The organism is Kribbella sp. NPDC051952 (genome assembly GCF_040680855.1).
Classification (GTDB): domain Bacteria; phylum Actinomycetota; class Actinomycetes; order Propionibacteriales; family Kribbellaceae; genus Kribbella.
Genome location: NZ_JBFAXQ010000001.1, coordinates 98,225 through 112,575 on the forward strand (window position 1 = coordinate 98,225; position 14,351 = coordinate 112,575).

Annotated in this window: 17 protein-coding genes; 5 read left to right on the plus strand and 12 right to left on the minus strand. The window is 67.6% G+C overall.

Going from position 1 to position 14,351, the window contains the following annotated elements; all coding sequences use genetic code 11:
* The 6 genes from AB0L70_RS00440 to AB0L70_RS00465 all read right to left on the minus strand — a co-directional run bounded on the left by AB0L70_RS00440 (nucleotide 1) and on the right by AB0L70_RS00465 (nucleotide 5,005).
* Nucleotides 1-1,233 carry a bifunctional glycosyltransferase family 2/GtrA family protein gene (locus AB0L70_RS00440; protein WP_363678330.1) on the minus strand — a complete coding sequence of 411 codons (1,233 nt, stop codon included), beginning with the start codon at nucleotides 1,231-1,233 and terminating at the stop codon, nucleotides 1-3.
* A 63-nt stretch (nucleotides 1,234-1,296) separates the two neighbouring features.
* A complete protein-coding gene (locus tag AB0L70_RS00445) occupies nucleotides 1,297-1,689 on the minus strand; it encodes a hypothetical protein (protein WP_363678331.1) in 393 nt (130 codons plus the stop codon).
* Nucleotides 1,686-2,042 carry a hypothetical protein gene (locus AB0L70_RS00450; protein WP_363678332.1) on the minus strand — a complete coding sequence of 119 codons (357 nt, stop codon included), beginning with the start codon at nucleotides 2,040-2,042 and terminating at the stop codon, nucleotides 1,686-1,688. The genes AB0L70_RS00445 and AB0L70_RS00450 overlap by 4 nt, the downstream gene beginning before the upstream one ends.
* A 3-nt stretch (nucleotides 2,043-2,045) precedes the next feature.
* The gene (locus AB0L70_RS00455) at nucleotides 2,046-3,032 is read right to left on the minus strand and encodes an LLM class flavin-dependent oxidoreductase (protein ID WP_363678333.1); all 987 of its coding nucleotides are present in this window, start codon (nucleotides 3,030-3,032) and stop codon (nucleotides 2,046-2,048) included.
* Nucleotides 3,033-3,106: 74 nt separating this feature from the next.
* Nucleotides 3,107-4,543 (minus strand): adenylosuccinate lyase, encoded by a 1,437-nt coding sequence (gene purB / locus AB0L70_RS00460; protein ID WP_363678335.1) that lies wholly within the window; start codon nucleotides 4,541-4,543, stop codon nucleotides 3,107-3,109.
* A gap of 33 nt (nucleotides 4,544-4,576) precedes the next feature.
* Complete coding sequence (locus AB0L70_RS00465; protein ID WP_363678337.1) at nucleotides 4,577-5,005, minus strand: glutaredoxin domain-containing protein; 429 nt, start codon at nucleotides 5,003-5,005, stop codon at nucleotides 4,577-4,579.
* A gap of 54 nt (nucleotides 5,006-5,059) precedes the next feature.
* On the opposite strand from AB0L70_RS00465, the gene AB0L70_RS00470 reads away from it, so the two are divergent.
* Nucleotides 5,060-5,572, plus strand: coding sequence for a TIGR04222 domain-containing membrane protein (locus AB0L70_RS00470; protein ID WP_363678339.1), 513 nt, complete (start codon nucleotides 5,060-5,062; stop codon nucleotides 5,570-5,572).
* A 6-nt stretch (nucleotides 5,573-5,578) separates the two neighbouring features.
* On the opposite strand, the gene AB0L70_RS00475 is transcribed toward AB0L70_RS00470, so the two are convergent.
* The 3 genes from AB0L70_RS00475 to purD all read right to left on the minus strand — a co-directional run bounded on the left by AB0L70_RS00475 (nucleotide 5,579) and on the right by purD (nucleotide 8,498).
* Nucleotides 5,579-6,508, minus strand: coding sequence for a hypothetical protein (locus tag AB0L70_RS00475; RefSeq protein ID WP_363678341.1), 930 nt, complete (start codon nucleotides 6,506-6,508; stop codon nucleotides 5,579-5,581).
* On the minus strand, nucleotides 6,505-7,077 hold the full coding sequence (locus tag AB0L70_RS00480) for a sigma-70 family RNA polymerase sigma factor (protein ID WP_363678343.1): 573 nt from the start codon (nucleotides 7,075-7,077) through the stop codon (nucleotides 6,505-6,507). The genes AB0L70_RS00475 and AB0L70_RS00480 overlap by 4 nt, the downstream gene beginning before the upstream one ends.
* Before the next feature lie 143 nt (nucleotides 7,078-7,220).
* On the minus strand, nucleotides 7,221-8,498 hold the full coding sequence (purD, locus tag AB0L70_RS00485) for a phosphoribosylamine--glycine ligase (RefSeq protein ID WP_363678345.1): 1,278 nt from the start codon (nucleotides 8,496-8,498) through the stop codon (nucleotides 7,221-7,223).
* Between the two features lie 76 nt (nucleotides 8,499-8,574).
* Between purD and AB0L70_RS00490 the strand changes: the two genes are divergently transcribed.
* From AB0L70_RS00490 to AB0L70_RS00500, 3 genes are read left to right on the plus strand one after another with little or no spacing between them, the layout of a single operon-like run.
* Nucleotides 8,575-9,483, plus strand: a complete 909-nt coding sequence (locus tag AB0L70_RS00490) for a sugar ABC transporter permease (protein ID WP_363678347.1) — start codon at nucleotides 8,575-8,577, stop codon at nucleotides 9,481-9,483.
* Nucleotides 9,480-10,322 carry a carbohydrate ABC transporter permease gene (locus AB0L70_RS00495; RefSeq protein WP_363678349.1) on the plus strand — a complete coding sequence of 281 codons (843 nt, stop codon included), beginning with the start codon at nucleotides 9,480-9,482 and terminating at the stop codon, nucleotides 10,320-10,322. Before AB0L70_RS00490 ends, AB0L70_RS00495 begins: the two co-directional genes overlap by 4 nt.
* 15 nt (nucleotides 10,323-10,337) lie before the next feature.
* Nucleotides 10,338-11,744, plus strand: coding sequence for an ABC transporter substrate-binding protein (locus AB0L70_RS00500; protein WP_363678351.1), 1,407 nt, complete (start codon nucleotides 10,338-10,340; stop codon nucleotides 11,742-11,744).
* A 27-nt stretch (nucleotides 11,745-11,771) separates the two neighbouring features.
* Here AB0L70_RS00500 and AB0L70_RS00505 read toward each other — a convergent pair whose 3' ends face one another.
* A complete protein-coding gene (locus tag AB0L70_RS00505; protein ID WP_363678353.1) occupies nucleotides 11,772-12,449 on the minus strand; it encodes a hypothetical protein in 678 nt (225 codons plus the stop codon).
* Nucleotides 12,450-12,539: 90 nt separating this feature from the next.
* Here AB0L70_RS00505 and AB0L70_RS00510 point away from each other — a divergent pair, with 90 nt between their 5' ends.
* On the plus strand, nucleotides 12,540-13,397 hold the full coding sequence (locus AB0L70_RS00510; protein ID WP_363678355.1) for an SMP-30/gluconolactonase/LRE family protein: 858 nt from the start codon (nucleotides 12,540-12,542) through the stop codon (nucleotides 13,395-13,397).
* Here AB0L70_RS00510 and AB0L70_RS00515 read toward each other — a convergent pair.
* Both AB0L70_RS00515 and AB0L70_RS00520 read right to left on the minus strand, forming a co-directional pair.
* Entirely contained in the window at nucleotides 13,327-13,635 is a 309-nt protein-coding gene (locus AB0L70_RS00515; protein ID WP_363678356.1) for a hypothetical protein, read from the minus strand. The two genes, AB0L70_RS00510 and AB0L70_RS00515, sit on opposite strands and share 71 nt — an antisense overlap.
* 2 nt (nucleotides 13,636-13,637) lie before the next feature.
* A complete protein-coding gene (locus tag AB0L70_RS00520) occupies nucleotides 13,638-14,348 on the minus strand; it encodes a hypothetical protein (protein ID WP_363678358.1) in 711 nt (236 codons plus the stop codon).
* Between the last annotated feature and the right edge of the window lie 3 nt (nucleotides 14,349-14,351).

A 14,351-nucleotide genomic window follows, 5' to 3' on the forward strand; every position in this document is an offset into this window, starting at 1 on the left:
TCAGTTGCTCCGGGTGTTCTCAAGAACCGGCGGTTCGAAGGCGGGCAGAGTCGGGGCGTCGTCGTCGAACACCCAGGCCTGGAAGAGGCTGAACCGGACCACGGTCGCGGCCAGGTTCGCGGCGGTGAGGATGGTGACCTCGACCGCCTGATGCGGTACGGCGACCGCGGCGTGCAGCAGCCACAACGATGCGGCGGTCAGGCTCCAGCCGATGCCGAAGGCAACCAGTCCACGTAGTTGATGGCGCCACCGGTTCTCGATCCCGCGGACCCCGAAGGTGACTCGCCGGTTGAGTGCCGTGTTGCCGACGGCCGTGACGAGCAACGCCAGTACGTTCGCCACCTGGGCCGGCATGCCCTGCCGCAGAACGAGATAGAGCAATGCGTACGCCGCTGTGCTCAACACCCCGACCGCGCAGAACCGCAGTACCCGCGCGGCCATCGCCGTACGAGGATCCAGGATGCGAGGGCGCCCGTACGCCTGCCGGACCGGCTCGAGGTCGATCCGGTCGCGCCCGAGATCGCGCATCAGTCGGGCGATCCCCCGCAGATCCTCGCCCACTGTCTTCGCGATCGCGACCCGCGAGTCCAGGTCGTCGACCCAGTCGACCGGGACCTCGTGGATCCGCAGGCCGGCCTTCTCCGCGAGGACCAGCAACTCGGTGTCGAAGAACCAGCTGGTGTCCTGCACCAGCGGCAGCAACTCCCGCGCGACATCGGCGCGGATCGCCTTGAAACCGCACTGGGCATCGGAGAAGTGCGCGCTCAAGGTTGCCCGCAGCATCAAGTTGTACGACCGCGAGATGAACTCCCGCTTCGGTCGCCGGACCACTCGCGAACCGTTCGACAATCGGGTGCCGATGGCAACATCACTGTGCCCGGCGAACAGCGGCGCGACCAATGGCAGCAGCGCGTTCAGGTTGGTGGAGAGATCGACGTCCATGTAAGCGAGCACGTCAGCGGTGCTGTCGGACCAGACCCGCTTCAGTGCACGGCCACGCCCGGACTGCTCGAGCCGGACCACCCGGATCCCGGACAGCTCGGTGGCGAGCAGCATGCCGATCTCGTAGGTCGCGTCCGTACTTCCGTTGTCCGCGATGCAGACCTCGGCCGGGAACGGGAAGGCGGTGTCCAGGAACTCCCGCAGCCGCCTGATATTCGGACCGAGGTCGTTTTCCTCGTTCTTGACGGGTACGACGATCTCGACCCGAGGATGGTGACCTGGAATCTGCATGTCACCGATGCTGTCCGGTGAACCTTGGGCAGTCCCTGTGCGTCGCTGGCAGTTACCTGGCAGTCAGCGAGTACGACGCAACCAGAGCAGACCGAGCACCGGCAGCACCACCGGAACGAAGCCGTAGCCCTGGCCGAAGTGCGACCACACGGTCGCGTCCGGGAAGTCGTCCGGTGCGGCGTAACTGAGCGCACCGATCCCGAGAACGCCGACGAGCTCGACCACGATCGCCGCTGTCGCCACCTTGCGGGACACCTTTGTTGCCTTGGCCAACGCATAGGTCGCCGCGCAATAGATCACCGCGGCGACCGCCGACAGGATGTACGCGATCGGAGCATCGCTGAACTTGGTCGCGATCTGCACGGCCGCCCGGCCGGTGGCCGACAGCGCGAACACGCCGTACACCGCGATCAGGATCCGCCCAGGACCGTGCCGCGTTTCCGCCGGATCGGTCATGCGGTCCACACCTGATACAGCCGCAGCTCGAGGATCGGGATCACGAAGCACGCGACGGCCAGCGCACCCGCACCCCATCTGCTGCTCTCCGCCAGCGCCCACAGCGCGCCTACCGGCAGCACGAGCAGCGAGCCGATCAGGTACCCGATGAAGAACGGTCCGGAGACGTCTCGCGAGGTCCCCGCCAGTTGCACGATCCCGATCACCAACTGGGCCAGCAGTCCGACCTCGACCACACCGAGCACGCCCAGCAACGTCCAGTTGATCCGCTTGTCCCGCGCGGCCAGCACGATGGCGAACACCATCGCCGCCAGCGACAGCGCAACGAGCGCCCAGGTAAGTGGCTCAAACACGAACTAGAGGATGTCACCGACCAGGCCGCGCCCGCTCGCCGGGTCCAGCACCTCGGTGGCGAAGCGCTCGATCTGCTCGGTCAGACGCGCCGGCGGGAACAGCCAGAGGCCGAGAGAATCCGCACCCGCGGCGAGCAGCGCCTTCAGCCGGGCCGCGACCTGATCCGGGTCTCCGGCAACGGCGAACTCGTCGACCCAGTGGTCCGGCACCGTCAACGACTCCCCCGGCGCCAGTGCGTCCACAGCCGCCCGGATTTCCTCGGCGTACGGCGATCGGCTGACCAGAGCGGACCGTGATTCCGCTTGCAGGAAGAAGGCGACCGGCCCACGGACCGCGTCCCGCGCGACCGACGGGTCGTCGTCGACAGCCGCCAGTACGTACGCCGTCAACGGCACCGACCCGGTCAGCTCTCGCGCCCAGCGGACGTAGCTCGGCCCGGCCAGGACCGACAGCAGTACACCGTCCGCGATCTCTCCCCCGGCCTTCAGCGCTCGCTCGTTCACCGCACCGAGCCAGAGCTCCGGCTCCTCGGCCGGCGGCAGATCGAGCTTCACCTGCTGGAACTCGTGCACTGCCGTCCGCCCGTCGACCACCTTCCCGGCCAGCAACTCCCGCAGTACGGCGATGGTCTCGCGGACGACCGTGAGCGGACGTTCCGGCAGCAATCCCATCTGCCGCAGCCAGTGCTCGTTGCCCAGTCCGACGACGGCTCGCAGTCGCCCGGGATGCATCCGCGCGAGACCGGCCAGCTCCATCGCCAGTACGGCGGGATGGCGCGTGACCGCACTCACCAGACCGAGCCCCGCGGTCGTCTGCTCGGTCGACGCCAGCAACTGCGCGACCCCGGACAACCCACCGCTGAAGAAGCAGTCCTCCGAGAACCACAGCTGCCGGAAACCGGCCCGCTCCGCTGCCCGGGCACCGCGTGCCAACTCCTCGGCGGGCGTGAGACTCCCGAACACGACCCCGACCTGCTGCTGCCAACTCATCTGAACGCACCCCACTAACCGGACTGTAGTCCCATTAACTTAATGGACCACGGTCCGGTTATCAAGGCGAGGAGTTAGAGGATGTCCCCCGGCGCATACGCGGCAGCCTCGGGGTAGCGCTTCGCGAGGTCGTCGATCTGGCCGACGATCGTGGCGACCTGGCTCAGGGCGGCACCGGTGAACGACAGCGGCTCGCCGACGATGCCGACGATCTGGTCCTCGGTCAGCCCGAGCCGGCCGTCGTCGCCAAGGCGGTGGAACAGGTCGTTGTCGGCCAGACCCTTGCGCAGGTCCAGTGCGGTCGCGACCGCGTGCTCCTTGATCACCTCGTGTGCGGTCTCCCGGCCGACACCGTTCTTGACCGCGGCCATCAGCACCTTCGTCGTGGTCAAGAACGGCAGGTACCGCTCCAGCTCGCGCGAAACCACCGCCGGGTACACCCCGAACTCCTCCAGCACGGTCAGGAACGTCTCGAACAGCCCGTCCAGCGCGAAGAACGCGTCCGGCAGGGCAACCCGTCGTACGACGGAACAGAAGACGTCACCCTCGTTCCACTGGTTGCCGGCCAGCTCGCCCGCCATCGAGGCATACCCGCGCAGGATCACCGCGAGACCGTTGACCCGCTCGCAGGACCGGGTGTTCATCTTGTGCGGCATCGCCGAGGACCCGACCTGGCCCTCCTTGAACCCTTCGGTGACGAGCTCGTGCCCGGCCATCAACCGGATCGTGGTCGCCAGGCTCGACGGCGCCGCGGCCAGCTGCACCAGCGCGGAGACGACCTCGTAGTCGAGCGACCGCGGGTAGACCTGACCGACGCTGGTCAGCGTCTTGCTGAACCCGAGATGCGTGGCGATCTCGGTCTCCAGCTTGTCCAGCTTCGCCGGGTCACCGCCGAACAGATCCAGCATGTCCTGCGACGTACCGACCGGGCCTTTGATGCCGCGCAGCGGATACCGCTCGAGCAGCTCCTCGATCCGCGCGATCGCGACCAGCAACTCATCGGCGGCGGACGCGAACCGCTTGCCCAACGTGGTCGCCTGCGCAGCGACGTTGTGCGACCGGCCCGTCATCACCAGCGCCGCGTGGTCGGCTGCCTTCTGGCCGAGTCGTACGGCGGTTGCCACCGCGCGATCCCGGACGAGCTCGAGGCCGGCCCGGATCTGCAGCTGCTCGACGTTCTCGGTCAGGTCGCGGCTCGTCATCCCCTTGTGGATGTGCTCGTGCCCGGCCAGCGCGCTGAACTCCTCGATCCGCGCCTTCACGTCGTGCCGGGTGACCCGCTCGCGGGCCGCGATCGACTCCAGGTCGACCTGGTCGATCACCCGTTCGTAGTCCTCGACAACGCCGTCTGGGACCGCGACTCCGAGCTCCTTCTGCGCCGTCAGCACCGCCACCCAGAGCTTCCGCTCGAGCACGATCTTGTGCTCCGGCGACCACAGCTGAGCCATCGAGAGGCTGGCGTAGCGGGACGCGAGAACGTTGGGAATCCGGGGCTTGCTGGGCTTCGACACGCCCCTATTCTCCCTGGTCCGGCGGAGTGGCTCCTAAACGGTCCCGGATCGCAACCGCTCGCGCACCCAGCGCGGGTCCGGGTTCACCCGGCTGTCGCCACCGGCCACCACCGTGGGAACCGTCTCGTTCCCCTGGGCGATCGCCCGCACTGCTGCCGCGCCCTCCGGATCGCGCCAGATATTCACCCACGAGGCCCGCCCCGCAAGCCCGAACGTCGTGAACCGCAGCCGCAGGCAGTACGGGCATCCGGGCCGCCAGTAGACGACCGGCTTCTCCCGTCTCGCTGCCTCGGCCGCGCTCACCGACCGCGGAAACAGCAACGGCGAGTAAATGAAGGCGAGTACGGCGAACAACACCAGCTCGGCGACCGCCGTCCCTCGCGATCCCCCCAGGGCCAAGAAGCTCGCAAGCGCGACCCCGAGCACCAGCATCGACAGGGCCAGTCTCCAACTCCGCAGCACGCCCCTATCCTCCCAGAAATCGCCAGTGACCCTCTGTGACGAGACGATGGCGCTATGAGTGGGCTGACGACGTACGAGACCGCCTATTTGGTGGGTGGCAGGGGCCGGGCGGCACTCGTCGCGTTCATCGCGCTCGCGGCCGACGGCCGGCTCGACGTCGCGTACGGCCGCCAGCGGGTGAAGGTGGCGCGCGATGAGGCGACCGACCGGATCGAGACCGCCGCGCTCGCGCTGGTGCCGGAGAGCGGGCTGACGGTGGCCGAGTTCATCGAGCAGGTGGCGGCGACCGAGCCCGTAAAGGCCCTGAACGCGGCCGTCGTGGCGAAGGGTCTGCTCCGGCCGCTGCGCTGGTTCAGCCCGGCGTACCGCGAACTTGTCGCCCACCCCGGCACCGGCCTGCATCGCGTGGCGGTGCTCGGTGTGCCGGGGATCGAGGACGAGCGCCTGCGCGACGTCCTCGAGCACCCTCGCCCGGAGGTGCCGAAGGTCGCGCGGCACAAGTCCGTGACAGACAACACGACCGACGGCACCATCGGGCCGAACCAGAACAGCTTCTACGGCCCGTAGCGCGGGTCAGCGCGCGACGGGATGGTTGTCCCAGGCCACCATCTTGAGGCAGTTCGCGGTCGACGTCGGCTTGGGCGACATGTAGTAGGCCAGCTCCCCGTCGGGGCCGACCCAGCACCTGGACCTGGCCTCCCTGACCTCTCCGAGGGTCGTGTGGCTGGTGTAGACCAGCGTGCCGTTGGCGTCGTACCCGCGGGTGACGTACGGCAGCGGTGTGCTGGACGGACCGCTCACGACGTCCTTCATCGCTCGCACCGGGGCGTAGTAGTACCCGTCGCGCAGGATCGCCTCGACCGGCTGACCACCATGCGGCGTGACGGTGATCCGGCGGATCGACTTGAGGTACATGCCCGTGCCCGTTGCCGACGGATCGACCACGCCGTACATCGGCTGACCCGGCCCCGCCTCCAGCCCGGTGACCCGCCGACCCTTCTGGTCGAAACCGCAGGCGAACCACTCGCCGACCTTCTTCTTGACCACCCACTGCGTCGCAGCGGCGTCCGTCGGCGCGTTCGTGTACCGGAAACCGTCGAGGATCTCCTGGTCAGGTTTCGCCGGTTTCGGATCGGCGGTCCTGCCCCCGCTCGTCACCCGGCCGGGGATCTTCTTCGTCTGGTCGAGCTCGGGGGCGCACTTGGCCGCGAGTTGCTCACGCTCGGCGGCACTCAACGGCTCGAGCTGCCAGCCCGAGGGATCGAGCCGACCGACGGCACCCCCGACCGGCGGCTGACCCTTGTCCGGGCGGAGCGCCGGTACGGCGATTGCGACGCCGGCGACGAGTACGACGGCAGCCGCAGCAGCCAGCGGGACCAGCCGACGGCTCACGGTCCTGGTCGTGGTCTCGTGCTCGAGAATCGCGATCAGCTCGTCGCGCTGACGCTCGCGGGTGGCCGGGCGGAGATCGCGGTCCGGCGGAATAGTGGGAACGGTGTTCACGGTCGGACCTCCACAGCAGAAGGATGATTCAGCTCACGCAGATGCTTGCGCGCGCGGGACAGGCGGGACTTCACGGTCCCGATCGGGACGTCGAGCGCGACGGCCGCCGCGGCCTGGTCCAGGCCGGCCCAGACGCACAACTCGATGATTTCGCGCTCGTGCCGAGGCAGCCGCTTCAGCGACTCCCGGGCGGCCTTGATCCGCTCGTCGTCGTCGATCCGGCCGGCCACCGCGTCCGCATGGTCGTCGACCTCGGCGTGCAACTGACGCGCGGCGGCCAGGGCCTTCCGGTAGCGCAGCTTCGACCGCCACTCGTTGCGCACCGTGTAGTCAGCCGTCCGGAGCAGCCAGGGCAGCGCCGAATCGCGGTCGAGAACGACCTCGGACCGCCGCCGCCACGCCTGCAGGAACACCGCCGAGGTCAGGTCCTCGGCATCACTCCAGGACGCGGTGCGCCGATGCAGGAAGTTGTAGACCGCGCGGGCATGCCGGTCGTACAGCTGCGCGAACGCGTTCGCATCGCCACCGGCGCCCCGGTCCCACAGTTCCTGGTCCGATCTCGGCGACACCCGTACTCCGTTCTGAACCGCCAGGAGGGCGCTCACCCGACCGGTCCTCTCGCCTCGCGACACATATGTGTTCCTTCCGACTCACGATTGGCCTGCAGTCGTGTTGTGTCGGGCGGAACGCGATGGTTCCCGCGAGGCGTGACCTAGACGGTGATCTCCCCGCGGGCCGCCTTCAGGGCGATGTCCGTGCGGTGCTGCGATCCCTTGATCCGGATCTGGCCGACCGCGGCGTACGCACGCTGCCGGGCCTCGTCGAGGTCCTTGCCGGTGGCGCTGACCGCGAGCACCCGGCCGCCCGAGGTCACGAGGTCGTCGCCGTCGAGCGCCGTACCCGCGTGGAAGACCCGGACCGTGTCGCCCTCGGCCTGGGCGACGCCACTGATCACGTCGCCGCTGCGCGGGCTGGCCGGGTACTTCTTCGCCGCCACCACGACCGCGACCGCGGAGGCGGTCCGCCAGCTCAGGTCTCCGTGATCGGCCAGCTTGCCGGTCGCCGCGGCGTACAGGAGACCGCCCAGCGGTGTCTTGAGCAATGGCAGCAGCGCCTGCGTCTCCGGGTCGCCGAAGCGGCAGTTGAACTCGATCACCCGGACGCCACGCGAGGTCAGGGCGAGACCGGCGTACAGCAGGCCGCTGAACGGCGTACCGCGGTGGCGCATCTCGTCGACCGTTGGCTGGAGCACCTTTTCGGTGATCTCCTCGACCAGGTCTTCCGGTGCCCAAGGCAACGGTGTGTAGGCGCCCATACCGCCGGTGTTCGGGCCTTCGTCGTTGTCGCCGAGACGCTTGAAATCCTGCGCGGGCTGCATCGGCAGCACGGTCTGGCCGTCGGTGATCGCGAACAGCGACACCTCGGGACCGTCCAGGAACTCCTCGATCAGGACCTGCTCGCAACCAGCGGCATGCGCGAGCGCCTCGTCCCGATCGGACGTGACCACGACACCCTTGCCCGCGGCCAGCCCGTCGTCCTTCACGACGTACGGCGGCCCGAACGCGTCGATCGCCTCCGCGGCCTGCTCCGGCGTCGTACACACGTACGCCCGGCCGGTCGGCACGCTCGCGGCGGCCATCACGTCCTTCGCGAACGCCTTCGAGCCCTCGAGCTGCGCCGAGTCCTTGGACGGGCCGAACACGGCGATCCCGGCGTCTCGCAGCGGGTCGGCCAGGCCGGCCACCAGCGGCGCCTCAGGCCCGACCACGACCAGATCGGCCTCGACCTCTTTGGCCAGCGCGACGACCGCATCGTGGTCGGAGATGTCCACCGAATGGCAAACGATCGTTTGCCCGTCGTACGCCGGTTGCAACACGGCGATGCCAGGGTTGCCCGGGGCCGCCACCACCTGCTCGACATCCTCGTCCTGGGCCAGTGCCCAGACCAGTGCGTGCTCGCGGCCGCCGGAGCCGATCACCAAGACCTTCACGGGCGCTCAGCCTAGCGTGCCCTGGTCCAGAAGGCCCCCGGCGGTGTAAGACTGCGCATCTACTGGAGGTAAGCGATTGACTACCCGAACCACAGCTGCGCGCCGCCCCACGCCCGCATCACTGCTCTCCTGGCTGATGCTCGTGCCGTGTCTGGCGGTGTTCGCGCTGTTCATCGTCTGGCCGCTCGGCAAGTCCGTTTCGCTGTCGCTGCACGGCTCCGACCTGTTCGGCCGCCCGGACGCGTTCGTCGGGCTGCAGCACTACCGCGACATGCTCGGATCCGGTGAGTTCCGGCACATCCTCTGGGTGACGTTCGCGTTCGTGCTGCTCACCGTGATTCCCGGCGTACTCGGTGCCCTGGTGGTCGTCCTGCTGCTCGAGCAGCACATCAAGGGGATCCGGATCTTCCGGACCGCGTTCGCGCTGCCGTTCGCGTTCTCGGTCGCCAGCGCGTCCGTCATCTTCGCGACCATCTACAACCCGGCGATCGGGCTCGCGAACGGCCTGCTCGGGCGGTTCGGGGTGGATCGGATCGGCTGGCTGACCGATCCGTCCTGGGCGCTGATCAGCGTCGCGATCACGACGGTCTGGATGAGCATCGGCTACAACGTGCTGGTCCTGTCCGCGGGCATCGGCGCGATCCCGACCGAGCTCAACGAGGCGGCCACGCTGGACGGCGCCGGCGGCTGGCGGGCGTCCTGGCACATCACCATCCCGCTGCTCGGCCCGCAGCTGTTCTTCCTGATCGTGATCTCGACGATCCAGTCGCTACAGGGCTTCGGGCAGATCAAGATCCTCACGCCGGAAGGCGGCCCGGAGCAGTCGACCAAAACGCTCGTCTACTCGATCTACCACACCGCCTTCGCGAACAACGCCAGCGACTTCGGCGCCGCGTCGGCCCAGGCGATCGTGCTGCTGGTGATCCTGCTGATCTGCACGGGGATCCAGTTCGGCGTGCTGGAGAGGCGGGTGCACTACAAGTGAGACCAGGCAGAGTTGTTACGTACGTCGTACTGATCCTGGCCGCGCTCGCGGTCATCTTCCCGGTGTACTACGTCATCGCCGGGTCGATCATGTCGCCCGGCCAGATCTCGTCGTACCCGCCGGACCTCTTCCCGCACGGGATCTTCACCGGCAACTACCAGCACGCGTCGTCGTCCGGGACTCCGATCGGGCAGCAGTACCTGAACTCGATCCTGCAGACGTCGATCATCACGCTGTCCCAGCTCGTCACCAGTGTGCTGGCGGCGTACGCGTTCGTCTTCATGAAGATGTGGGGACGGACGGTGCTGTTCGGGCTGTTCCTGGCCACGCTGATGGTGCCGTGGGAGTCGATCGTGCTGCCGAACTACCTGACCATCACCGGCTGGTCGCTCGGTGGTGAACGGCTCACCACGTCGTACGCCGGAACGATGATCGCGCTCGTCCTGCCGTTCCTGGCGAACGCGTTCGGGGTGTTCCTGCTGCGGCAGTCGTTCCTACAGTTCCCGGTCGAACTGCGGGATGCAGCCACGATCGACGGGTGTGGGCACTGGCGGTTCCTGCGCCGGATCCTCATCCCGCTGAACAAGCCGGCCCTGATGGCGGTCGGGCTGTACGTGTTCCTGTCCGCGTGGAACCAGTTCTTCTGGCCGCTGCTGATCGGCGACTCGGCCTCACGCCGGACCCTGCAGATCGGTATCAGTCAGCTCAACGACGCGGAGGCTGCCGATCCCGGGCTGATCCTGGCCGGCGTGACCCTGTCCATCCTGCCCACGCTGGCCATCGTCATCTTCGGCCAGCGCTTCATCGTCCGCGGGCTGACCGCGGGCGCGATTCGCTAAGAAAGGTTGGTTGTCATGCGCATCAAACAACGTACGGCGGCCGCTGCGTCCCTGCTGGCGGTGCTGGCTCTGGTCGCCGCCGGTTGTGGTGGAAACTCCTCGGACTCCTCGAAGTCCGGCAGCGGTGGTCAGGACGCACCCGACGCGAGCGCGCTCGACAAGGCGACCGGCGTCACCAAGATCACCTTCTGGCACGGCATGAAGGGCGCCAACGGGACGGCCGTCGAGAAGCTGGTGAAGGCGTTCAACGCCGCGAACACCGGCAAGATCGAGGTCACCGCGGTCTACCAGGGTGACTACGACGAGACGATCACGAAGTACAAAACCTCGGTGCAGCAGGGGAACACGCCTTCGGTCGTACAGATCTACGACATCGGGTCGCGGTTCATGATCGACTCCAAGCAGACCGTGCCGGTGCAGAAGTTCGCCGACAAGGACGGCTACTCGCTGGACTCGATCGAGCCGAACATCGCGAACTACTACTCGATCGACAACGCGCTGAACTCGATGCCGTTCAACACGTCGATGCCGCTGCTGTACATCAACAAGGAAGCCTTCGTGAAGGCCGGCCTCGACCCGGCGAAGCCGCCGACGACGCTCGACGAGATCATGACGGCCGCGAAGAAGCTCACCGTCGAGCAGGGCGGGAAGACGGTTCAGTACGGCTTCAACGCGGCGATCTACGGCTGGTTCCTGGAGCAGTTGATCGCGCAGTCGGGTTCGACGTACTGCGACAACGACAACGGCCGCAAGGACCTGGCCTCGAAGGTGAACTTCGCCGACGAGCAGGGCGTCAAGGTCGCGACCTGGTACCAGCAGATGGTCAAGCAGGGCCTGATGCCGAACACCGGCAAGAAGACCGACGACGCGCAGGCCGTGTTCAAGTCCGGTACGTCGGCGATGCACCTGGAGTCGACTGGTTCGCTCCGCGGTTACCTGGACGCGGCGAAGGGCAAGTTCACCGTACTCACGGCGCCGTTCCCGCACCTGACTGCGTCGGACAGCGGCGGCCCGATCATCGGTGGCGCCTCGCTCTGGGTCGACGGCCCGGGGCACTCGGATGCTGAGAAGCGCGCATCGTGGGAGTTCGTGAAGTTCGCGTCGTCGCCGGAGCAGCAGGCTGCCTGGCACACCGGCACCGGGTACTTCCCGATCAACAAGAAGGCGCTGGATCTGCCGGACGACAAGGCGTGGGTGGCGCAGTACCCGCAGTTCACCACCGCGATCACCCAACTCCACAACACCAAGCCCACCAATGCCTCCTCCGGCTGCATCCTCGGCGTCATGCCGCAGGCCCGGAAGGCGTCCGAGGACGGCATCGAGAAGGCAGTCCTGGGCACTGACCCGACCCAGGCCATGCAGGCCGCGGCCGACTCCATCAAGCCGCAGATCGACCAGTACAACAAGACGGTCAAGAAGTAGTCGCTGTTGGCGGGTGGTTGGGGTGGTTTACCCCACCACCCGCGCGTCCGCTGCGGCGAGTCCGGCGCGCATCGCCTCTCGAACCTCGGGGGCCCATGCGCCGGTGTTTGTCAGCGGGAGCTCGGTCATGAAGCGGCGGGTGGATTCGGGGAATTGGGTGACGACCAGGTCGGGGTTGTCGGCAACGGCCGCGTAGAGGTTCGGGCCGTCGACTCCGAACAGGTCTATTGCCACGAGACGCCCATCCGCCGCACGCATGATGTTGTCGGGGTTGTCGTCCAGCTTCGACCTGAACCACGGCAGCTCTACCCGAGCCTGTTCGTGGATCCGGCGTACAACCGCCGCCAGCTCAGCCACCTCCGGCGCTCGCTCGGCGATCGCGCGGTGAAACGCAACCGCCTCGGGCTCAGGCACCGGCCGGAGCCATTCGAGGATCTGGAGATCGCCTCCCCCGGTCAGACGACGGTGCGCGAACACCTCCGGGACCTGCCTGGTGTGCGCAGCCTCCCGGTACAGCGCCACCGCATACGGGCTGGCCGGATCGAACGGGCTGATCCGCGCCACCGCCGTACCCTCCGGGGAGCGAAGCGCGATCGCCCAATCACCAGCTCCGCAGCGGCTCCACCCAGCCGCCAGAAACGCCCGCTCCGCCTCTCGGTGATCCGCATGCGGCTCCACAAGCGCAGCCGCGTCCTCCGGTCTCATGCCGCCGAGCGTAGGCGACCGGTCCATGCCATTCGGTGTCGATCCAGGCCTGCTCCGTTCGTGTAGAGGTAAATGCGGAAGGAGAGCGAGATGCCTGAGGTACTGCTGACCGACCTGGTGATCGGCGAGTCTGCACGCTGGCACGACGGGCGGCTGTGGCTGTCCAACTGGGGCGCCCAAGGGGTCCTGGCGGTAGACGCGACGGGCAAGAGCGAAGTCATGGCCCACGTCCCCACCACCCTGCCGTTCTCTATCGACTGGCTGCCCGACGGCCGCCTGCTGGTCACGTCCGGGCCCGAGGGTCTGGTGCTCCGGCAGGAGGCCTCTGGCGAGTTGGTGGTGCACGCAGACCTCTCGGCGTACGGCGGTCTGAACGAGATCGTGGTCGACGGCCGAGGCAACATCTACGTCAACGGGGGTTGTGACTTCGATCCCGACGAGGGCGAGGCCCCCGGCTTCATCGCCCTCATCACCCCCGACGGTTCCGTACGCCGGGTTGCGGACGAACTGGCGTTCCCGAACGGCATGGTCGTCACAGCCGACAACTCGACCCTGGTGATCGTCGAATCGTTCGCCGCCCAACTCACGGCGTACGACGTCGGTCCCGACGGCACGCTCTCCAACCGGCGCGTCTGGGCACCACGCACCGGTGACGGCATCTCCATCGACGCGGACGGCGCCATCTGGGCCCCGAGCTGGACCGGCGGCCACCCGTCCTGCGAACGCATCGCCGAGGGTGGCGAGATCCTCGAGACCGTCCTCCTCGACCACGCCTGCTTCGCCTGCGCTCTCGGCGGTGACGACGGCCGGACCCTGTACATGCTGACCGCGGACTGGCACATGCAAGAACCGTTCAGCGACAACCTCGACCGCCTACTCAACGGCCCCCGAACCGGCCGCGTCTGGACCCACCGAACGACCACGCCGCGCCGACGAGCCAGCCGGTAACGCCAACCGCCAGCCCGATGGTCGCACCGACCCCGGTGGCACCGAGGAAGTAGCCGGCGAACGCACCGACTGTCGATCCCATCAGCAGAACCGTCACCAGCAAGAACGTCGCATCGCCCCCGACACCGAACTCGCGAAGACGCTTCCGCAACGGGACTCCGCGGTCCATGAGGACCAGAAGCTGCGCACTGATGAGACCTGCCAGGACAACCAGCAGCAGGTAAGCGACTGCACCCATGCTCAGTAGTGCCAGTAGTAGCGGCCGTCCGCGTTCCACGTGACCGGGACGGTGGTGCGGTTGGTAAACGCCATGCCGAGACCGCGGGCGATCTCGAGGGTGCGGGAGAGCTGCAGCGAGTACGGGTGCGCGTTGTCGTCCCACCACTGCTCGAACTGGGTGATGCAGGTCTGGCCGGACAGGTACGGGTTCGAACAAGGGTGTGGCGGCAACCATTTTTGCAGGTGCCGGAACTTGACCGTGGTGGAGCCGTTCGGCGGCTTGATCGTGCCGGACGCGTCCAGACAGTAGCCCTTGGCCGGGATGTTCCACTTGACGTAGTGCTGACGGCCGCCGGAGGACGGGAGGTCGGTCATGCCGTTGCAGCTGGCGTCGCCGATCTTCTCCGAGGTGACGCGTTGGATCTGCGTCAGTGGCCGGCCCGCGCCGTCGTTGTACCCGTCGAGCAGCACCCACTCGCCGTCGTGGACGAAGTGCTCGGCGGACTTCGGTGGCCAGGTCTTCGGGTCGCCCCAGGAGATGTCGGACTCGGTCGCACTCAGCGGGGTCCACGACCATTGACCGGCCGCCGCCTGACCCGCCCAGTACTGCCCGGCCGACTTCTCGAACATGAGCGAGTACTGCCCATAGTTCTCGGTCGTCGCACTCGCGTCGGACGTACGTGGAGCAATGACGGCGACGGCAGCGGTTAGGACCGCAGCCACTGTTGACACGAC

Coding starts and splice junctions, on each gene's coding strand:
- AB0L70_RS00440 (WP_363678330.1), bottom strand. CDS start 1,233: ATGCAGATTCCAGGTCACCATCCTCGGGTCGAGATCGTCGTACCCGTC.
- AB0L70_RS00500 (WP_363678351.1), top strand. CDS start 10,338: ATGCGCATCAAACAACGTACGGCGGCCGCTGCGTCCCTGCTGGCGGTG.
- AB0L70_RS00515 (WP_363678356.1), bottom strand. CDS start 13,635: ATGGGTGCAGTCGCTTACCTGCTGCTGGTTGTCCTGGCAGGTCTCATC.
- AB0L70_RS00455 (WP_363678333.1), bottom strand. CDS start 3,032: ATGAGTTGGCAGCAGCAGGTCGGGGTCGTGTTCGGGAGTCTCACGCCC.
- AB0L70_RS00505 (WP_363678353.1), bottom strand. CDS start 12,449: ATGAGACCGGAGGACGCGGCTGCGCTTGTGGAGCCGCATGCGGATCAC.
- AB0L70_RS00470 (WP_363678339.1), top strand. CDS start 5,060: ATGAGTGGGCTGACGACGTACGAGACCGCCTATTTGGTGGGTGGCAGG.
- AB0L70_RS00510 (WP_363678355.1), top strand. CDS start 12,540: ATGCCTGAGGTACTGCTGACCGACCTGGTGATCGGCGAGTCTGCACGC.
- AB0L70_RS00445 (WP_363678331.1), bottom strand. CDS start 1,689: ATGACCGATCCGGCGGAAACGCGGCACGGTCCTGGGCGGATCCTGATC.